This window comes from Pseudomonas sp. 8_5_2, from assembly GCF_059295255.1.
In genome coordinates, this window is sequence record NZ_CM181238.1 from 3,357,948 (window position 1) to 3,374,393 (window position 16,446).

General features: G+C 65.3%; 15 protein-coding genes. All 15 read right to left on the bottom strand.

The features are described 5' to 3' along the window. Nucleotides 1-63: 63 nt before the first annotated feature. The 15 genes from ureG to AC5O5R_RS15470 all read right to left on the bottom strand — a co-directional run bounded on the left by ureG (nt 64) and on the right by AC5O5R_RS15470 (nt 16,416). Entirely contained in the window at nt 64-687 is a 624-nt protein-coding gene (ureG, locus tag AC5O5R_RS15400; protein WP_172222848.1) for an urease accessory protein UreG, read from the bottom strand. 11 nt (nt 688-698) lie between these two features. After that, nucleotides 699-1,373, bottom strand: coding sequence for an urease accessory protein UreF (locus AC5O5R_RS15405; RefSeq protein ID WP_172222852.1), 675 nt, complete (start codon nt 1,371-1,373; stop codon nt 699-701). Next, entirely contained in the window at nt 1,373-1,918 is a 546-nt protein-coding gene (locus tag AC5O5R_RS15410; RefSeq protein ID WP_172222855.1) for a HupE/UreJ family protein, read from the bottom strand. The genes AC5O5R_RS15405 and AC5O5R_RS15410 overlap by 1 nt, the downstream gene beginning before the upstream one ends. Before the next feature lie 18 nt (nt 1,919-1,936). Continuing rightward, a complete protein-coding gene (ureE, locus tag AC5O5R_RS15415; RefSeq protein WP_172222858.1) occupies nt 1,937-2,434 on the bottom strand; it encodes an urease accessory protein UreE in 498 nt (165 codons plus the stop codon). A 34-nt stretch (nt 2,435-2,468) separates the two neighbouring features. Next, nucleotides 2,469-4,172, bottom strand: coding sequence for an urease subunit alpha (ureC, locus tag AC5O5R_RS15420; RefSeq protein WP_172288079.1), 1,704 nt, complete (start codon nt 4,170-4,172; stop codon nt 2,469-2,471). After that, complete coding sequence (locus tag AC5O5R_RS15425; RefSeq protein WP_172232224.1) at nt 4,169-4,486, bottom strand: urease subunit beta; 318 nt, start codon at nt 4,484-4,486, stop codon at nt 4,169-4,171. The genes ureC and AC5O5R_RS15425 overlap by 4 nt, the downstream gene beginning before the upstream one ends. Nucleotides 4,487-4,505: 19 nt before the next feature. Then, a complete protein-coding gene (locus AC5O5R_RS15430; protein WP_172232227.1) occupies nt 4,506-4,808 on the bottom strand; it encodes an urease subunit gamma in 303 nt (100 codons plus the stop codon). A gap of 9 nt (nt 4,809-4,817) precedes the next feature. Then, nucleotides 4,818-5,651, bottom strand: coding sequence for an urease accessory protein UreD (locus tag AC5O5R_RS15435; RefSeq protein ID WP_172232230.1), 834 nt, complete (start codon nt 5,649-5,651; stop codon nt 4,818-4,820). 284 nt (nt 5,652-5,935) lie between these two features. Beyond that, complete coding sequence (locus AC5O5R_RS15440; protein ID WP_172288076.1) at nt 5,936-6,850, bottom strand: site-specific integrase; 915 nt, start codon at nt 6,848-6,850, stop codon at nt 5,936-5,938. Between the two features lie 216 nt (nt 6,851-7,066). Continuing rightward, nucleotides 7,067-9,328 (bottom strand): ATP-dependent DNA helicase, encoded by a 2,262-nt coding sequence (locus AC5O5R_RS15445; RefSeq protein ID WP_494514512.1) that lies wholly within the window; start codon nt 9,326-9,328, stop codon nt 7,067-7,069. After that, on the bottom strand, nt 9,325-10,974 hold the full coding sequence (locus tag AC5O5R_RS15450) for a VRR-NUC domain-containing protein (protein WP_172231162.1): 1,650 nt from the start codon (nt 10,972-10,974) through the stop codon (nt 9,325-9,327). Before AC5O5R_RS15450 ends, AC5O5R_RS15445 begins: the two co-directional genes overlap by 4 nt. Before the next feature lie 175 nt (nt 10,975-11,149). Continuing rightward, nucleotides 11,150-12,445 carry an MFS transporter gene (locus AC5O5R_RS15455; RefSeq protein ID WP_172231168.1) on the bottom strand — a complete coding sequence of 432 codons (1,296 nt, stop codon included), beginning with the start codon at nt 12,443-12,445 and terminating at the stop codon, nt 11,150-11,152. Nucleotides 12,446-12,542: 97 nt separating this feature from the next. Next, a complete protein-coding gene (locus tag AC5O5R_RS15460) occupies nt 12,543-13,760 on the bottom strand; it encodes a fumarylacetoacetate hydrolase family protein (RefSeq protein ID WP_494514513.1) in 1,218 nt (405 codons plus the stop codon). A 20-nt stretch (nt 13,761-13,780) separates the two neighbouring features. After that, nucleotides 13,781-14,839: an Ldh family oxidoreductase gene (locus AC5O5R_RS15465; protein WP_172224246.1), complete on the bottom strand. Its 1,059-nt coding sequence runs from the start codon at nt 14,837-14,839 to the stop codon at nt 13,781-13,783. Nucleotides 14,840-14,874: 35 nt separating this feature from the next. Next, a complete protein-coding gene (locus tag AC5O5R_RS15470) occupies nt 14,875-16,416 on the bottom strand; it encodes a UxaA family hydrolase (protein WP_172224242.1) in 1,542 nt (513 codons plus the stop codon). Between the last annotated feature and the right edge of the window lie 30 nt (nt 16,417-16,446).

Here is a 16,446-nt window from a genome sequence, read left to right on the forward strand (position 1 = left end):
GGCACGCCCGCTCCCACAGGGTCCCTGCCAAATCAGTAAGTCATGTGCAGGCCCGGTATGCCATTATGCGCGCACACCCAGCATCCCGCGCTCGACGATGAAATCGATCACCGCCTGCAACCCCTCGCCCTTCTTCAGGTTGCTGAAGGTCCACGGCCGCTGCGGGCGCATGCGCCGGGTATCGCTCGCCATTACCTCAAGCGAAGCGCCGACATAAGGCGCCAGGTCGGTCTTGTTGATCACCAGGAAATCCGACTTGGTGATGCCCGGGCCGCCCTTGCGCGGGATCTTCTCGCCCTCGGCCACGTCGATCACGTAGATGGTCAGGTCGGCCAGCTCCGGGCTGAATGTGGCGCTGAGGTTGTCACCGCCGCTTTCAACGAAAATCACCTCCAGGTTGCCAAACTTGCGCGCCAGCGCTTCGACCGCCGCCAGGTTCATCGAGGCGTCTTCACGGATGGCCGTGTGCGGGCAGCCGCCGGTTTCTACGCCGACGATGCGCTCCGGCTCCAGGGCACCGGCTTCGGTGAGAATGCGCTGATCTTCCTTGGTGTAGATATCGTTGGTCACCACAGCGATCTGGTAACGGTCGCGCATGGCTTTGCACAGCGCTTCCAGCAATGCGGTCTTGCCAGAGCCGACCGGGCCGCCGACACCGACGCGCAGGGGTTGTTGATAGCTTTGCATGCAGGCAGTCCTCAAGAACGGAACAAACGGGTGTATTGGGTTTCATGACGCGATGAAGCAATGGCCAGCAATGGCAGGCCGCCACCGAGTTGGTCGTCGCCCAGGGTCAGTGCCTGGTCGAGCGCGGCGGGCAAATCTGCGCCCAGGTCGCGCAGCAGTGTCTGCGCCGCCTGCTGGCCGAACGGCACCAGCTTGACCCCGGCCATGACCGCGCCCTCCAGCCAGGCAAAGCCGTGGCCCAAGGCCAGCTGGCGCAGCGGGATGGCCCAGTGCGCCGCCAGCCACGCCATGCCGCCCAATTGGGTCAGCTCCAGGCTCGCGCGCCAGGCCGGCACTTGGCCGAGTTGCCAACCGTCAAGCAACCGCGCCAGCGCCGCGCCACGCTGTTGTTCTTCCAGGCGCAGCTCGGCGGTTTCGCGGTTGGCCAGCAGAAAGCGGCTCCAATGGCCGAAGGCCTCGGGGTCAGCGGCCTGGCAGGCGTGGTACAGGCGCGCCATCACCGGCCAGTCAAGGTGGGCCAGGGTGTCGTGAAGCTGCTCGCGCTGCCAGGCAGCGAAACCGCTTACGTCCCGCACCCAGCCCGCCTCTACCGCCCATTCCAGGCCTTGCGAGTAGGTGAAGCCACCCACCGGCAAACCGGGGCTGGCCAGCTGCAGCAGGCGCAGTAACGCCAGGTCGCTGCTCATCAACCGGCCAGCACCAGTGCCGCGCCGGCCAGCAGGCCACCGCCGAACGCTTTCTGCAGGCCGCTGTGCCGGCGCAGCAGGCAACCGACAGCGAAGCCAGCCGCCAGCAACAGGCCACTGACCATCACGAAACCGGCGCTGAACTGCCAGAACGCGCTCGGTGTTGCCTCCACGCCATGAGCCCAGCCATGGAACAGGGCGAATACCGGCATGGCCATGGCCATCAGTACTTGACGGCTTGGTAGCAGTACAGCCCCGGCAGCCACCAGCAGCGACACGGCGATCATGCTCTCCATGCCCAGCACGTCGCCGAACAGGTGGCCACACACCGCGCCCCCGAACATCGCCGCCAGGGTGGCCAGCGGCAGCGTCAGGCTGCGCCGGGTCAGCGCGGCGAGCACGCCGGTGCCCAGCAACATCAACAGGTGGTCAAGGCCGGTCAAGGGGTGCAGCAGGCCGTCTTGCAGGGGGTTGCCATCGTGCCCGGGGTGGGCAAAGGCTGGCAGTGCCAACATCAGCAGAAACAGGGCGAAAGTCTTTTTCATCGGTTGCTCCAGGGCAGATCAGGAATGGGCAGGCAGGCGCACGAACGGGTGATCGTGGCCGTGGCCATGGCTGTGGCCATGTGGCGCACTCTGGTAGGCGCCGGCTTCAGGCTCGAACGGGGCCTGTTCGGCTTGCACCGTCAGACCAAGCCCGCGCAGCATGTCGTCCAGTACATGATCGTGCTGGAAGCGCAACAGGCCAGGCTCGATCTGCAGCGGGACATGGCGGTTGCCCAGGTGGTAGGCCGCACGGGCCAGCAGATGCGGGTCGGCGCAGCGCACGGTGGACACCGCCTCGGGCGCGGCCAGCACGCGGATCAGCTGGGTGCCATCAGCATCCGCCAACAGCTCACCGCCGCGCAGCAGGTGGCCGCGCTCCAGCATCAGCCCGGCTTCGCGGCCATCATCAAGGGTTACCCGCAGGCGGCTCTTGATGCGGCTGTCGACATCGAGGGTAACGGTGCCGGTCTCGTTTAGCTGTCCGGGCTCGGTAATACGGCGGGTCAGGACAATCATCGGTGCTCCTTCAAAACGGGCTTCAGAACAGGTTTCAGAACAAGAAGTAGCGCTGCGCCAGCGGCAGTTCCGTGGCAGGCTCGCAGACCAGCAGTTGGCCATCGGCACGCACCTGGTAGGTCTGCGCATCGACCTCGATCAGCGGCTGCAAGGTGTTGTGGAGCATGTCCGGCTTGCGCACCCGACGGCAGCCGTTGACCACGCCGATCAGACTGCGCAGGTTCAGTTCCTCGGCCAGGCCGCGGTCCATCGCTGCCTGCGGCAGGAACGTCATGCGGGTGGCATGCCGCGCTGCGCCAAGGGCGCCGAACATCGGCCGGTAGTGCACCGGTTGCGGCGTCGGGATAGAGCCATTGATGTCGCCCATGGGCGCGGTGACGATCATGCCGCCCTTGATCACCAGGGCCGGCTTGACCGCAAAGAACGCCGGCGACCACAGCACCAGGTCGGCCAGCTTGCCAGCCTCCAGCGACCCTACCTCGTGCGCGATGCCATGGGTCAGCGCCGGGTTGATGGTGTACTTGGCGATGTAGCGTTTGACCCGGAAGTTGTCGCTGTAGTCGGTATCCGGTGCCAGCGGCCCGCGGCGCAGCTTCATCTGGTGAGCGACCTGCCAGGTGCGCAGCACCACCTCGCCGACCCGGCCCATGGCCTGGGAGTCGGACGACGTCATGGCAAAGGCGCCCATGTCGTGCAGGATGTCCTCGGCAGCGATGGTTTCACGGCGAATGCGCGACTCGGCGAAGGCCACGTCCTCGGCAATGCTCGGGTCAAGGTGATGGCACACCATCAGCATGTCCAGATGCTCGTCCACGGTATTGACCGTGTACGGCAAAGTCGGGTTGGTCGAGGACGGCAGCACGTTGGCCTGTCCCGCCGCGCGGATGATGTCCGGTGCATGGCCACCCCCAGCACCTTCGGTGTGAAAGGTGTGAATGGTGCGGTCGCCGATGGCGGCCAGGGTGTCCTCGATACAGCCGGACTCGTTGAGGGTGTCGGTGTGGATCGCCACCTGAATGTCCATTTCCTCGGCCACGCCCAGGCAGCAGTCGATGGCGGCCGGCGTCGAACCCCAGTCTTCATGCAGCTTCAGGCCCACCGCACCGGCGGCGATCTGCTCGCGCAGCGCTTCAGGTCGCGAGGCATTGCCCTTGCCCAGCAGGCCGATGTTGATCGGCAGGCTGTCGGCGGCCTGGAGCATGCGCGCCAGGTACCAGGGGCCGGGGGTGCAGGTGGTGGCGTTGGTGCCAGTGGCCGGCCCGGTGCCGCCACCAATAAAGGTGGTGACGCCGCTGTTCAGTGCCTCGTCGACTTGCTGCGGGCAGATGAAATGGATATGCGAGTCGACGCCGCCGGCGGTGACGATCTTGCCCTCGGCCGCAATCACTTCGGTACCCGGGCCGACCGGCACGTTGACGCCCGGCTGCACGTCCGGGTTGCCGGCCTTGCCGATCACTGCGATGCGCCCGTGCTTGATGCCGATATCCGCTTTGACGATGCCCCAGTGGTCGATGATCAAGGCGTTGGTCAGCACCAGGTCCATGGCCTCGGCGGCCAGCATCTGGCCTTGCCCCATGCCATCACGGATAACCTTGCCGCCGCCGAACTTCACCTCTTCGCCATACACCGTGAAGTCCTTTTCGACCTCGACCCACAGCGCGGTGTCGGCCAGGCGCACACGGTCACCCACGGTCGGGCCGAACATGTCGGCATAGGCCTGACGGGAAATACGGCTCATGCCCTGCCCTCCAGCGGGCCCATCACCTTGCCCTGAAAGCCGTAGACCACGCGCTTGCCGGCGTACGCCACCAACTGCACGGTCCGCGCCTGACCGGGCTCGAAGCGCACGGCGGTGCCGGCAGGAATGTCCAGGCGAAAGCCCAGGGTCGGCGCGCGGTCGAACACCAGCGCCTGGTTGACTTCATGAAAGTGGTAATGCGAGCCGACCTGTACCGGGCGGTCGCCATGGTTGGCCACGCAAACGCTGACCGTTTCACGGCCGCAATTCAGTTCGATGTCGCCGCTGGCGACCTGTATTTCACCTGGGATCATGCAAGGCTCCGGGGCAGTTTCAGACAATGGGGTCATGCACGGTCACCAGCTTGGTGCCATCCGGGAACGTCGCTTCGACCTGCACATCGGGGAGCATTTCAGCTATACCGGGCATTACCTGGTCGCGGCTCAGCACTTCGCGCCCCAGGCTCATCAGTTCAGCGACGGTGCGGCCATCGCGGGCGCCCTCCAGCACTGCGGCACTGATCAACGCTACGGCCTCCGGGTAGTTGAGCTTCAGACCACGGGCCAGGCGCCGTTCAGCCAGCAACGCGGCGGTGAACAGCAGCAGTTTGTCTTTCTCTCTTGGGGTCAGCTCCATGGCGCTCTCTCAGGTGGCCCAGATACGCGGCGGGCAGGCGGGCAGGCCGAGGACGGCCGGGCGCAGCACATGCCACAGGCGTTGCAGGGTGTGTTGCAGGTGTTGGTTGTCATGGTCGAGCAGGCGGATCACCAGCAAAGAGCCGAGCAGGGTCGCACCGGCCGGGTTGCCCAGTGCTTCGAGCAGCGGGCGCACCTGTTCCAGTAGCGCCTGGTCGGCAGGTGCGGCACAGAAGGTGGCGAGCAGCGGGTGCCCGCCAAGCTTGTCCAACTGCCCGCCTTCGATACGCAGCCGCTCATGCAGGCCGATTTCATCGGCCTGCTCGATGTGCAGCCGGCTGTCCAGGGCTCCCTGCTCGAAACGCTCGTTCATCACCGGGCGACCCAGGCACAGGGTTTCCCACGCCAGCAGGCGGGCCCCGGGCTCAAGGGTGAAACGGCTGTCGAGGCTGGCGCGAGCGCCGGAAAAAAAGATGCTGTCCTGTGGCAGCCATTCCAGCGTGCTACCGCTGGCCAGGTGGAAGCGCTGCGCAAGCCGCGCGGTGGGGCCGATGCTGCGGTAGAACTTGCTGGCGCCGGGCATGGTCAGCAGCGCGTGGCTGCCAGGCTCCAGATGAATGTCCAGTTCCAGGCGATCGCCAGCGACGATGCCGCCAGGTGGGTGCAGCACATAGACGTGGCATGGCGGACCTTCAGGATAGAAAGGCCGCTGCACCAAAAGAGGACCGAAATGCCGCCGCGCACCAAGGCGGGTCACACCGTCGCGCTTGACGAAGCGCAGCTGCAGATGGGCGCTCCAGCCTGCGGCATCCTGTTGTTGTTCGATCTGCTCCGCGAGCGACATCCTGCGGCCCCTGAAATCCGTGGCCTGCTGGCCGTTTAGAGGGTCCGCCGTGGGCGCTTGGCAGCGCCTGCGGCCTGACCACTCGATCAAATTCGCAGGCTGGATATAGCAGGTTGCGGGCCAACTCCGCAGGTGAATGAAGATGAAACTATTTTTTGCGGGCGCTCTGGAATGGGGCGTACGGGGGATATTGTGTTTGGGGTGCCAGGTGGTCGCCACAGCATGTGCAGCGCCTGTCAGCCCTGATGCAATCCTACTGCCCCCCCCAAAAAAAACACTGAAAGTCAGTAGTCGAACCGGTCCACCGCACGCCGGCGTTCGTTGTCATCACGCCGGTCATAACTGGCCGTGGTCTGGATATTGGCATGGTGCGCCAGCTTCTGCGCAATCGACAGGTCATGCTCTTCGATCACCCGGGTAATAAACGCGCGGCGAAAGTCATGCGGCATGATCTTCACCCCCACCTGCGCACCGCGCTGGCGGGCGATGTAGTAGATCGCATGCTTGGTGATCCGCGCGCGGGTGATGTGGCTGCCACGACGGATGCGGTTGAACAGGAACGCGTCGTCTTCGGCCCCTGCCGGCAGGTCTTCGCGGCGCAGGTCCAGCCACGCCTGCAGCTTTTCAAACGCCCAGGGCGGCGCATACTTGATCAGCTGGCGGTTGCCCTTGCCCAGCACCTGCAGGCTACGCGCCTCGAAATCAACCTGATCCAGGTCGATGTCCACCGATTCCGACTTGCGCATGCCAGTGCCGTACAACAAGGCAATGATCGCTGCGTCGCGCACCCCCTGCGGCCGCGGGTCCGCCGCACACACGTCCATCAGTTCGCGGATCAGGCTGCGGCGCAGGTTGCGCCCTGGCGGCAGGCGGCTGCCGGTGGCCGGCTTGACCTCGCGAATGCGCAACAACTGCTCATGGTCGATCAGGCCCTGGCGCCAGGCTTCGTTCATCACCCCGCGAATGGCGTTGACGTATAGCGACGAACTGTTGGGCGCATAGCCGTCGGTGCGCAGGGCCGCCACCAGGGCGATCACATGGCCGGGCTCCAGCCGATGCCAGGGCACCTCGACGAGGTTGCAGTCGACAAAGCCCAGCCGGTCGGCGGCGTCCTGAAGAATGTAGCGCATGGTTTGCTGGCTGGATGGGGCCAGACGGGCCATGTACTGCAGCAGCGGGTTTTTCGAGAGGTCGGACAAAACGTGAATCCTGTAGCGGTGCGTCGGGCCGCCAGCGCAACGGCCAAACTCTGAAGCAAGTCATAACGACAGACGAGCGAGTCTCGATGACCGTACTGCACGTCATGCGGACTCAAAGAAGTGCCATCACCTTGATATGCAAGGCGTTTGAAACTGGCACGGGTCGTGATCTTACCCCAATTGCAGCCCTGAACGAACCAAGGCCCGCCCACCGGATCAGCCTATCGCTGCCGGCCACCAGCCCGGGAACATCTGCTGTACCCTCGGTTCGGCAAAGCGCTCATCGATCAGCACCAGCACACCACGATCCTGATCGCCCCGAATGACCCGACCGGCCGCCTGGATCACCTTGCGCACGCCGGGGTACAGATAGGCGTAATCGAAGCCCGCACCAAACTGGCGCCCCAGCCGCTGCTTGAACTGCTCATTGACCGGGTTGACCTGGGGCAGCCCGAGCGTGGCAACGAATGCACCGATCAGCCGCGTCCCCGGCAAATCCACGCCTTCGCCAAAAGCACCGCCCAATACGGCGAAGCCGATGCCCTGGCCATCGGTGACGAACCGATCCAGAAACGTCTGGCGCGCTGCTTCATCCATGCCCGGTTGCTGCGCCCATATGGGAATCTGCACATGCTGCTCGGCCAGCAACCCGGCTACCTGCTGCAGGTATTCAAAGCTGCTGAAGAATGCCAGATAGTTGCCCGGCATCTGTTCATACTGGCGGGCAATCAGCTCGACAATGGGTGCCAGTGAGGCCTGGCGCTGCTGGTAGCGGGTGGAGACCTGGCTGGCAATGCGTACTTCCAGCTGCTCGGGTCGAAATGGCGCCGCCACCTCCAGCCACGCGGTGTCGGCCGGCATGCCCAGCAGGTCGCTGTAGAAGTGCCGCGGACTCAGCGTGGCAGAAAACAGCGTCACACTGCGTGCCGCTTGCATGCGCGGGGCCAGCAGGCGTGCCGGGGTGACGTTGCGCAGGCACAGGGTCGCCAGTCGGCGCTTGCGCGGGCCTTGGCGCTGGCTGATGTCGAACAGAAAATGCTCGTCAAACAGTTCAGCAACCCGGCTGAACTGCAACGCCTGATAGAAGAACTGCAAAACCTGCGGGTCCATGTGCGCGGGCGACTGGTTCATCTGCTCCTGGATCAGCCCGATGCACTGCTGCAGGGCACGCAACAAGGATTCAGGCAGCGACTCGCTGGCCTGGTAGGGCGCACGCTGCTCTTTGTACAGCGCGTTCCACTGACGGTTCAACCGGTCCAGCGCGCTGACCAGCCCGTGTGGCTTGCTTTGGCGCAAGGCCAGCAGCTGGCCCTGGTCAAGGCTGGCGCTGTACATGTTGCGCCCGCGCTCGACCAGGTTGTGCGCCTCGTCCACCAGCACCGCGACGCGCCACTGGTTCAGCTGAGTCAGGCCGAACAGCAACGCATGCGCATCAAAGTAGTAGTTGTAGTCGGCGACCAGCACATCCACCCAGCGCGCCATCTCCTGGCCCAGGTAATAGGGGCACACCTGGTGCGCCAACGCCACTTCGCGCAGCTTGGCACGGTCCAGCAAGGGCACGGCCGCCGCGGCCTCGCGCGCTGCAGGCAGGCGGTCGTAGAAGCCTGCGGCCAATGGGCAGGACTCGCCATGGCAGGCTTTGTCGGGGTATTCGCAGGCCTTGTCGCGAGCAATCAGCTCCAGTGTGCGCAAGGCCGGCTGCGGCGTGGCAGCGGTAATCTGGTGCATGGCATCGAGGGCCAGTGCCCTGCCCGGCGTCTTGGCGGTGAGGAAGAACAGCTTGTCCAGTTGCTGCGGCGCCATGGCCTTGAGCAGCGGGAACAAGGTACCGAGCGTCTTGCCGATGCCGGTGCTGGCCTGGGCCATCAGGCAGCGGCCGGTGCTCACCGCCTTGTACAGTGTTTCGGCCAGTTGCCGCTGGCCCTGGCGGAACTGGGCATAGGGAAAGCCCAATGCCTGTAGCCCATCGTTACGTTTGGCCATGCGCCGCTGCTGATACTGGGCCCAGGTCAGAAAACGCTGGCACTGGGTTTCAAAAAAGGCCTGCAGCTCGTCAGCCGTGCAGTGCTGGCTGATCAGCGTCTGGCCGTCGCTGTCGACATCCAGGTAAACCAGCGCCACCTCGATGGCGGGCAGTTGCCGTGCCTGACACATCAACCAGCCGTAGACCTTGGCTTGCGCCCAGTGCAACTGGCGGTGATTGGCGGGCTGGCGCGTCAGGTCACCGCGGTAGGTCTTGATCTCTTCCAGGCGGTTGTGGGCCGGGTCGTAGCCGTCGGCGCGGCCGCGCACCCGCAGGGTGTCGAACTGGCCTTCGAGGGTGATTTCCGACTGGTAACCAGCAGCGCGCCGCGCCACTACCCGCCGGTGCCCTTCGATGCCTTCCTGGGCGGACGGCGATGGCGTGAAGCGCAGGTCCAGGTCGCCGACCTTGGCGCTGAACTCGCAGAGGGCGCGCACTGCCACGCTGTAGCTCAAGACGCCTCGCTCCAACGCACATGGCACACCGCGACCGCCAGCCCGTTGGCCCTGCAGAACTCCAGCCAGCGTAGCTGATTGTCCTGCAGGCGGTCGCCGGGGCCCTTGACCTCGACCATGCGATAGCGACCCTGCTCGGGCCAGAACTGGATCAGGTCGGGCATACCGGCGCGGTTGTTGCGAATGTCCTGCAGCAGGCGCACGAAGCAGTGTTTCAGCTGAGCGGCCGGCAGGCACGCCAGCGCCTGCTGCAGCAGCGCCTCGCTGAGCATGGGCCAGAACACGAACGGTGACTGCAAGCCTTGTTTGGCCGCGTAGCAATCGAGAATCGCCTGGCGATGGCTGCCATCGTCAAGGCGCCCCAGGCAGCGTTCGAACACGGCGCTTCGCCGCTGCTGGAAGTCGCTGTCGTGCAGGTCCTGGGGTGCAGACTGGAACGGGTTGAAGAACGCGCCAGCTACCGGGGCGAAGATCGCCTCCCAGCACAGCAGGCCGAACAGGCTGTTGAGCAGCGTGTTCTCCACGTAATGCACATGCCCACCCGCTTCGGCGAGGTGCTGACGCACGGCTTCTTCCACGCCCAGCGCGGCGTGCTCGCGGGGCAGCTCGAGCTCGATCAGCTCAAGTGGCGCGACCCGCTGGCGCCGCTGTGGCGGACCGCCAAGCTTGCGCGCCAGGCGCGGCAGCATGCGCTCAAGCGCCTGCACCTCGAGTGCGTTGGCCGGCGCCGCCGCCAGTTGCAACGCCAGCGCATGGGCCTGCGGCCATTGCTCGCTACGCTCCAGCACCCGCACCTGACGAATGCGCGCCTGGGCATGGCTGCACTGCGCGTACACGGCCAGGGCCTGGGCCCAGTCGCCCAGGCGCTCGCATTGCTGGCCCAGGGCGAACTGCAAACGCGCATGGCGCCTGCTCAGCCATGGATTGTCGCTGTGCAGGCCCTGCATCGCCGCCAGGATCGCGACCGGGTCGTCGCCCTGCTCCAGGCGCTCGGCGCACTGGTGCAAGGCCATCGCCAGATCGACTTCGGCACGTTGCTGCAAGGCGCGTGAATCGGTGCTGAACGGCACCTGCTCGTAGCGCAGCAGGCCGAGATCAGCGAGCACGAAGTCTGACCAGTCCTGGTACAGGTTGCCGAAAAACAGCAGGCGCATGCGGTCGCACAGCGGTTGCAGGCACCAGTGCAGGATGCGCACCTCGCTGTCCGGGAACCACTCGGCCAGCGGCCGGGCTGCCAGCTCCAGGGCTTGCAGTTGTGCCAGCAGTTCATGCTTGGTGGCACGGGGGCGGCTTAGTTGCCGGGCAAAACACCGCGCCAGTTCGTCCTTGCGCAGCAAGACGAACAGCTGCTCCAGCGCCAGTTGTTCGGGTTCACGCACCCAACCCAAGGCCTGCAAAGGCTGCAGCGCCTGCCAGGTATCGCCGATTTCGGCATAGTCCAGGCGATCGCTGCGAAACAGCTCCCCTTTGCGCATGACCATGCGCACCATCAAGGCCTGGGCAGGCGCGTCCAGTTGGCTGAATGTACGGAAGAAGGACAGTTCCTGATCGTCGAGCAGGTCTTCGTAACGCTGCTCGACCCACAGCAGCACCTGGCGGAAATTGTGCAGGTAGTAGAACGGGTCGTCGACAGAATGGGCAATCACGGGGCGAGATCGGGTAACGGGGACAGGCACTGGTTATACATACAGACCTGCCTGACTGGCAAGTGCCGTGGGTCAGGTGGTGTGCCGGACGGGCCGCGCAGCAGCCCCTCGGATTCATGTGGCGGGTTCGGGATGTTGGGGCTGCTGCGCAGCCTATCGCGACGTCAGGCCGCTCCTACACTACGGCCAGGCCGGCAGCCTGGGGCTTGGCACTGCCAATCGGTGCCTGCAACAGCAGGAAGTACGCCACCGCCGAGCACAGCGCCACCACCGCGCTGATCATGAACGCGGTGTTGAACGAACCCGAGTACTGGATGCTGAAACCGGTGACGATCGGCGCCACCGAGCCGGCAATGTAGCCGCCGAAGTTCTGGATCGAGCCAAACGAGGCGACGCGCTGGCTGTCGACGATGGTGTTGACGATCATCCAGGCGGTGGCGCTGGCCATGTTGATGCTGAACAGCGCCAGGCACAGCAGGATGATGCAGCCGGTCAGGCCGCTGACGAACGACAGCGGCAAGGTGAACAGCGCCGCCAGTACCAGGCCGGTGATGACACTGAACTTGCGGCTGCCCAGCACGCTCATGCCGCGCTTCACCAGCCTGTCGCAGAAGCGCCCGGCAACGATGGTGCCCGCCGCGCCGAAGCCATAGGCCAGCGATACCACCCAGGCAGTCTTGTACAGGTCCAGGCCGTGCTCGCGCTCGAAGTAGCCGGGCAGCCAGGTCAGGTGCAGCCAGAGCATGTAGATCACGCCCATGAAGCCCAGTACCGCGCCCCAGGTGCTGCGGTGCTTGAACAAATCGAGCCAGCCAGCGAAGTAAGAGGCCTTCGGTGCCTGCTCGGCAGCTGCCGGCGTCTGCTGCTCACGCGGCAGCGGCTCGCCTGCAGCTGCCAGGTCTGCCAGGTAGCGCGCCTTGCTCTTGTAGAAACTCAGCCAGCACACCGCCAGCACCATACCAATCACGCCGGTGATGATGAACATGCCGCGCCAGCCGAAGTTGACCATGAACAGCGTCAGCAAGGGCGGTGCCAGGCACGGGCCAAGGCAGGTCGAGGACCAGACCAGACCGGTCGGGGTACCGCGCTCGTTGGCGTCGAACCACTCCGACAGGGCCTTGGCCGCCGACGGGAACATCGGCGCCTCGCCAATCCCCAGCAACACACGCAGGCCCATGAAGCCGGCAAAGCTGTTGACCATGCCGAACGCCGCCTGGGCCACCGACCAGCCCAGCAGCGAGGCGCCGAGGGCGACCTTGCTGCCCAGGCGGTCGATGATCATGCCCATGGGCAGCTGGGCAAAGGCATAGGCAATGGAGAACGCCGACAACAGGATGCCCATCTGCGAAGGGCTGATCATCATGTCTTTCTGGATCGAGGTGTTGGCGATCGACAGCGCACTACGGTCCAGGTAATTGACGATGCCGATCAGCAGCAGGAACACAACGGTGATGCGTTGGTACTTCTTCATAGGGTTCATGTGATGACCTTTATTATTATTGTTGCCGCGCTATCAGCGCCTCGGCGATCCGTCGTGCATGCCGCCCCTCCCTGGAGAAACGCGCCGCTCAGGGCTGGCGCGCGGTTGTAGCCACTTGCAGCAGGCCGCGTCGGCCAAGGCTGTCGATCAGCGCGCGCAGGCCGAACTCCCATCGCGGTGCCACGTCGCTGGTGGTCACGCGGTTGCACAGGGTACCCAGTTGCGGGTTGCTGATGCTCACAACGTCGCCCGCCTTGTGGGTGAAACCGTTGCCCGGCTGGTCGCGGTCCTGCTTGGGCGCGAACAGGGTACCGAGGAACAGCACCAGGCCGTCGGGATATTGATGGTTTTCGTTGAGGGTCTGCTGCACCAGATCCTGCGGGTCGCGGCTGATCTGGCGCATGGAACTGCGCCCGGACAGGACGAAACCGTCTTCGCCTTCGACCCGCAAGTCGACTTCGGCATTGCGCACATCATCCAGGCCAAAGCTTTCGTCGAACAGCCGCAGCAGCGGGCCCAGGGCGGTTGATGCATTGTTGTCCTTGGCCTTGGACAGCAGCAAGGCACTGCGCCCTTCGAAATCGCGCAGGTTGACGTCATTGCCCAGCATCGCGCCCTTGATGCTGCCATCGCTGGAAACCGCAAGCACCACTTCGGGTTCCGGGTTGTTCCAGCTGGACTTGGGGTGAATGCCGATGTTGGCGCCGTGGCCGACCGCAGACAGCGGCTGGGCCTTGGTGAACACCTCGGCATCCGGGCCGATGCCCACTTCCAGGTATTGCGACCACAAGCCCTGCTCCACCAGCACCTTGCGCAGCGCTTCGGCCTGGGCCGAGCCCGGGACGATCTGCGACAGGTCGGCGCCGATGCGGCTGGCCAGGGTGTCACGGATGGTGTCGGCCTTGGCCGGGTCGCCCTTGGCCTGCTCTTCCACTACACGCTCCAGCAGGCTGGCGGCGAAGGTCACGCCAGCGGCCTTGACCGCCTGCAGGTCGATGGGCGCCAGCAACCATGGCTGGCGCAGGTCGCGCCGGGCCGGGTCGCTGTTGTCCAGCAGCGCCTGCAGCCCGGCCAACGGCCTGGCCAGCGGCAAGGCACGCAGGTAGGCCACCGGGTCGGCCACTTCCAGCAGGGCCGAAACGGTCGCCACGTGGCCGCTGATGTCGTGCACGGCACCTGCTTTTACCAGCACCACCGCGGGGCCCTGGTCCGGCAGCCAGACCCGCCCTACCCAGCTGCCGCATTCAAACGCGCTGGTATCGTGACTCAGGAGCAACAGTTGCTTGGCGTCTGATCGATCAGTCATCGATGTACCCTTGTTGTGATTTATTGGGAAAGTGCTGGCAGTTGCAGCTGCGCGGCCAGGCGGTCAAGGTCGGCCACCAGCTGCGGCGCAAGCTTCAGGCCGTGCTCCAGGGCCTGCCGGCGCAGCGCGAGCCCGGCCTGCCCAGGCAGTCGCACCGGGCGCTCAGGGTCGAGCGGGCGGCTGGCGAGAACCAGTCGACCGAGGAAGCTGGTTTCGTCGGTGAACGCGTCCAGCCCGCCGAAGAACCGCGGGTCGATGACCACCGCAGTGGCCGACGCCCCCCACTGGTCCGGGGCATCCTTGCGTCCGTGGCCGGCCAGCCCCGAGGTCAGGGCTTCCACCAGAAGCGCCAGGGCGAAACCCTTGTGGCCAAAGGCCTGGCCGCCCAGGGGCAGGATGCTGCCTTGCGGGCTGGTGTAGAAGTCGTGCGGGTCGTCACTCAGCTGGCCGTCGTTGCTCACCAGCACCGGGTGCGGCAGGCGGCTACCGGCATCGCGGCACTGGCCGACCAGGCCGAGGGTGACGGTGGACATGCTCACATCCAGCAAAATCGGGTCACCCCGGGTCGGGATACCGGCAGCAATCGGATTCGGGGTGTAGACCGGGTCGACGCCGCCGTGAGCACAGACCAGGCCCACCGACGGGTCCGAGGAATACACCATCGCCACCAGGCCCTGGTCTGTGTAGGGCTTCAGGTAGGCCGCCAGGCAGCCGATATGCGCGGCGCGGCGTACCACGGCGATTCCGATGCCCTGCTCGGTCGCGCCCTTTGCCGCGCAGTCCAGGGCGCGGCTGACGCAATACGGCCCCAACACATAATGGCCATCGAACAGGCTGGAGACACCACCGTCCGAGACTTGTTCGAGCGCCTGGGCGCGAGCCTCGACCTGCCCGTCGAGCATACCGCCGATGTAACGGCTGACCAGGTTCAGGCCATGGGTACGGTGCCCCAGCAGTTCGCCTTCGAGCAGCACCCGGGTCACCACCTGGGCGACTTCGGCATCGGCACCGGCTTTCACGAACAGCTGCTCGACAAAGATGGTGAGCGCTTGCACGTTGTAATCTGTGGTTTGAGTCATTGTGGTTGCCTTTTAAACGGGACGAGTGCGCTCGATCAGGTCACGGCGCCGATCTGCCAGGGCACGAATTCGTTTTGCCCATAGCCGTGCTGTTCGCTTTTGCTCCGTGCCCCGGAAGCAATGCGCAGCATTTGCTCGAAGATGTAAGCGCCGCGCTCCTCGATGCTGGTGGAGCCGTCGGCGATGCCGCCGCAGTTGACGTCCATGTCCTCCTCCTGGTGTTCGAACACGCGGTTGTTGGTGGCCAGCTTGATCGACGGCGCCGGGGCGCAGCCGTAGGCCGAGCCACGCCCGGTGGTGAAAGCGATCAGGTTGGCCCCACCCGCCACCTGGCCGGTGGCCGAAACCGGGTCGTACCCGGGGGTATCCATGAACACCAGGCCGTGGGCACGCACGGGTTGCGCGTATTGGTACACATCGACCAGATTGCTGGAGCCGGCCTTGGCCACCGCGCCCAGCGATTTCTCGAGGATGGTGGTCAGGCCCCCGGCCTTGTTGCCGGCCGAAGGGTTGTTGTTCAGTTCGGCGTTCATGCGCCTGCAGTAGTCCTCCCACCAGCGAATGCGCGCTAGCAGCTTCTCGCCCACCTCTCGGCTGACTGCACGGCGGGTCAGCAAGTGCTCGGCGCCGTAGATTTCCGGGGTCTCGGACAGGATCGCGGTACCCCCTGCCGCCACCAGGCGGTCGACGGCATTACCCAGTGCCGGGTTGGCAGTGATCCCCGAGTAACCGTCGGAGCCCCCACATTGCAGGCCGACCACCAGGTGCCGTGCGCTGACCGGCTGGCGTCGGACCTGGTTGGCCTGGGCCAGTAGCCCGCAGACCTGCTCGATACCGGCCGCGATGGTTTTCGAGGTGCCGCCGATACCTTGGATGGTGAAGGTGCGCAGCTGCGCACTGGCCTGCAGGCCTTGGGTTTCCAGCAGGCTGTCGATCTGATTGGTTTCGCAACCCAGGCCAATGATCAGCACGGCGGCGAAATTGGCATGCACGGCGTACCCGGCCAAGGTGCGGCGCAACAGGCCAAGTGCCTCACCGCTTGGGTCTACTGCGCAGCCGGCACCGTGGGTCAGGGCCACCACGCCGTCGATGTTCGGGTAAGCGGCCAGCGCCTCGGGGTGGATGTCCCGACGGAAATGGTCGGCTACGGCGCGGGCGACAGTTGCCGAGCAGTTCACCGAGGTAAGGATGCCGATGTAGTTGCGCGTCGCGACCCGGCCATCGGCGCGCACGATGCCCTGGAACTGCGCCTGACTGCTCGGCTGGGTGCGGGTATCGACGCCAAAGGCATAGTCACGGGCAAAGTCGCCCATCTGCACGTTGTGCACATGCACATGGTCGCCGGCGTCGATCGGCTGTGAAGCAAAACCGATGATCTGACCGTAGCGGCGTAGCGGTTGGCCCTGCTCAACGCGCTCGGTGGCCACTTTGTGGCCGGAGGGAATCGGCTGGCGCACGGTAATGGCCTCGGTGTCCAGGCGCAGGCCTTGCGCCAGGGCCTGGCGGGCGATCAGCACGTTGTCCAGCGGGTTGAGGCGGATGACGGCAAGGTCACCTGTTTTGGCAATCAGTTGCATGGGACCTCTCAGGACGGCGCGGCTGGCTTC

Coding starts and splice junctions, on each gene's coding strand:
- AC5O5R_RS15465 (WP_172224246.1), bottom strand. CDS start 14,839: ATGACTCAAACCACAGATTACAACGTGCAAGCGCTCACCATCTTTGTC.
- AC5O5R_RS15405 (WP_172222852.1), bottom strand. CDS start 1,373: ATGAGCAGCGACCTGGCGTTACTGCGCCTGCTGCAGCTGGCCAGCCCC.
- AC5O5R_RS15430 (WP_172232227.1), bottom strand. CDS start 4,808: ATGGAGCTGACCCCAAGAGAGAAAGACAAACTGCTGCTGTTCACCGCC.
- ureC (WP_172288079.1), bottom strand. CDS start 4,172: ATGAGCCGTATTTCCCGTCAGGCCTATGCCGACATGTTCGGCCCGACC.
- AC5O5R_RS15435 (WP_172232230.1), bottom strand. CDS start 5,651: ATGTCGCTCGCGGAGCAGATCGAACAACAACAGGATGCCGCAGGCTGG.
- AC5O5R_RS15455 (WP_172231168.1), bottom strand. CDS start 12,445: ATGAAGAAGTACCAACGCATCACCGTTGTGTTCCTGCTGCTGATCGGC.
- ureG (WP_172222848.1), bottom strand. CDS start 687: ATGCAAAGCTATCAACAACCCCTGCGCGTCGGTGTCGGCGGCCCGGTC.
- ureE (WP_172222858.1), bottom strand. CDS start 2,434: ATGATTGTCCTGACCCGCCGTATTACCGAGCCCGGACAGCTAAACGAG.
- AC5O5R_RS15410 (WP_172222855.1), bottom strand. CDS start 1,918: ATGAAAAAGACTTTCGCCCTGTTTCTGCTGATGTTGGCACTGCCAGCC.
- AC5O5R_RS15425 (WP_172232224.1), bottom strand. CDS start 4,486: ATGATCCCAGGTGAAATACAGGTCGCCAGCGGCGACATCGAACTGAAT.
- AC5O5R_RS15470 (WP_172224242.1), bottom strand. CDS start 16,416: ATGCAACTGATTGCCAAAACAGGTGACCTTGCCGTCATCCGCCTCAAC.
- AC5O5R_RS15460 (WP_494514513.1), bottom strand. CDS start 13,760: ATGACTGATCGATCAGACGCCAAGCAACTGTTGCTCCTGAGTCACGAT.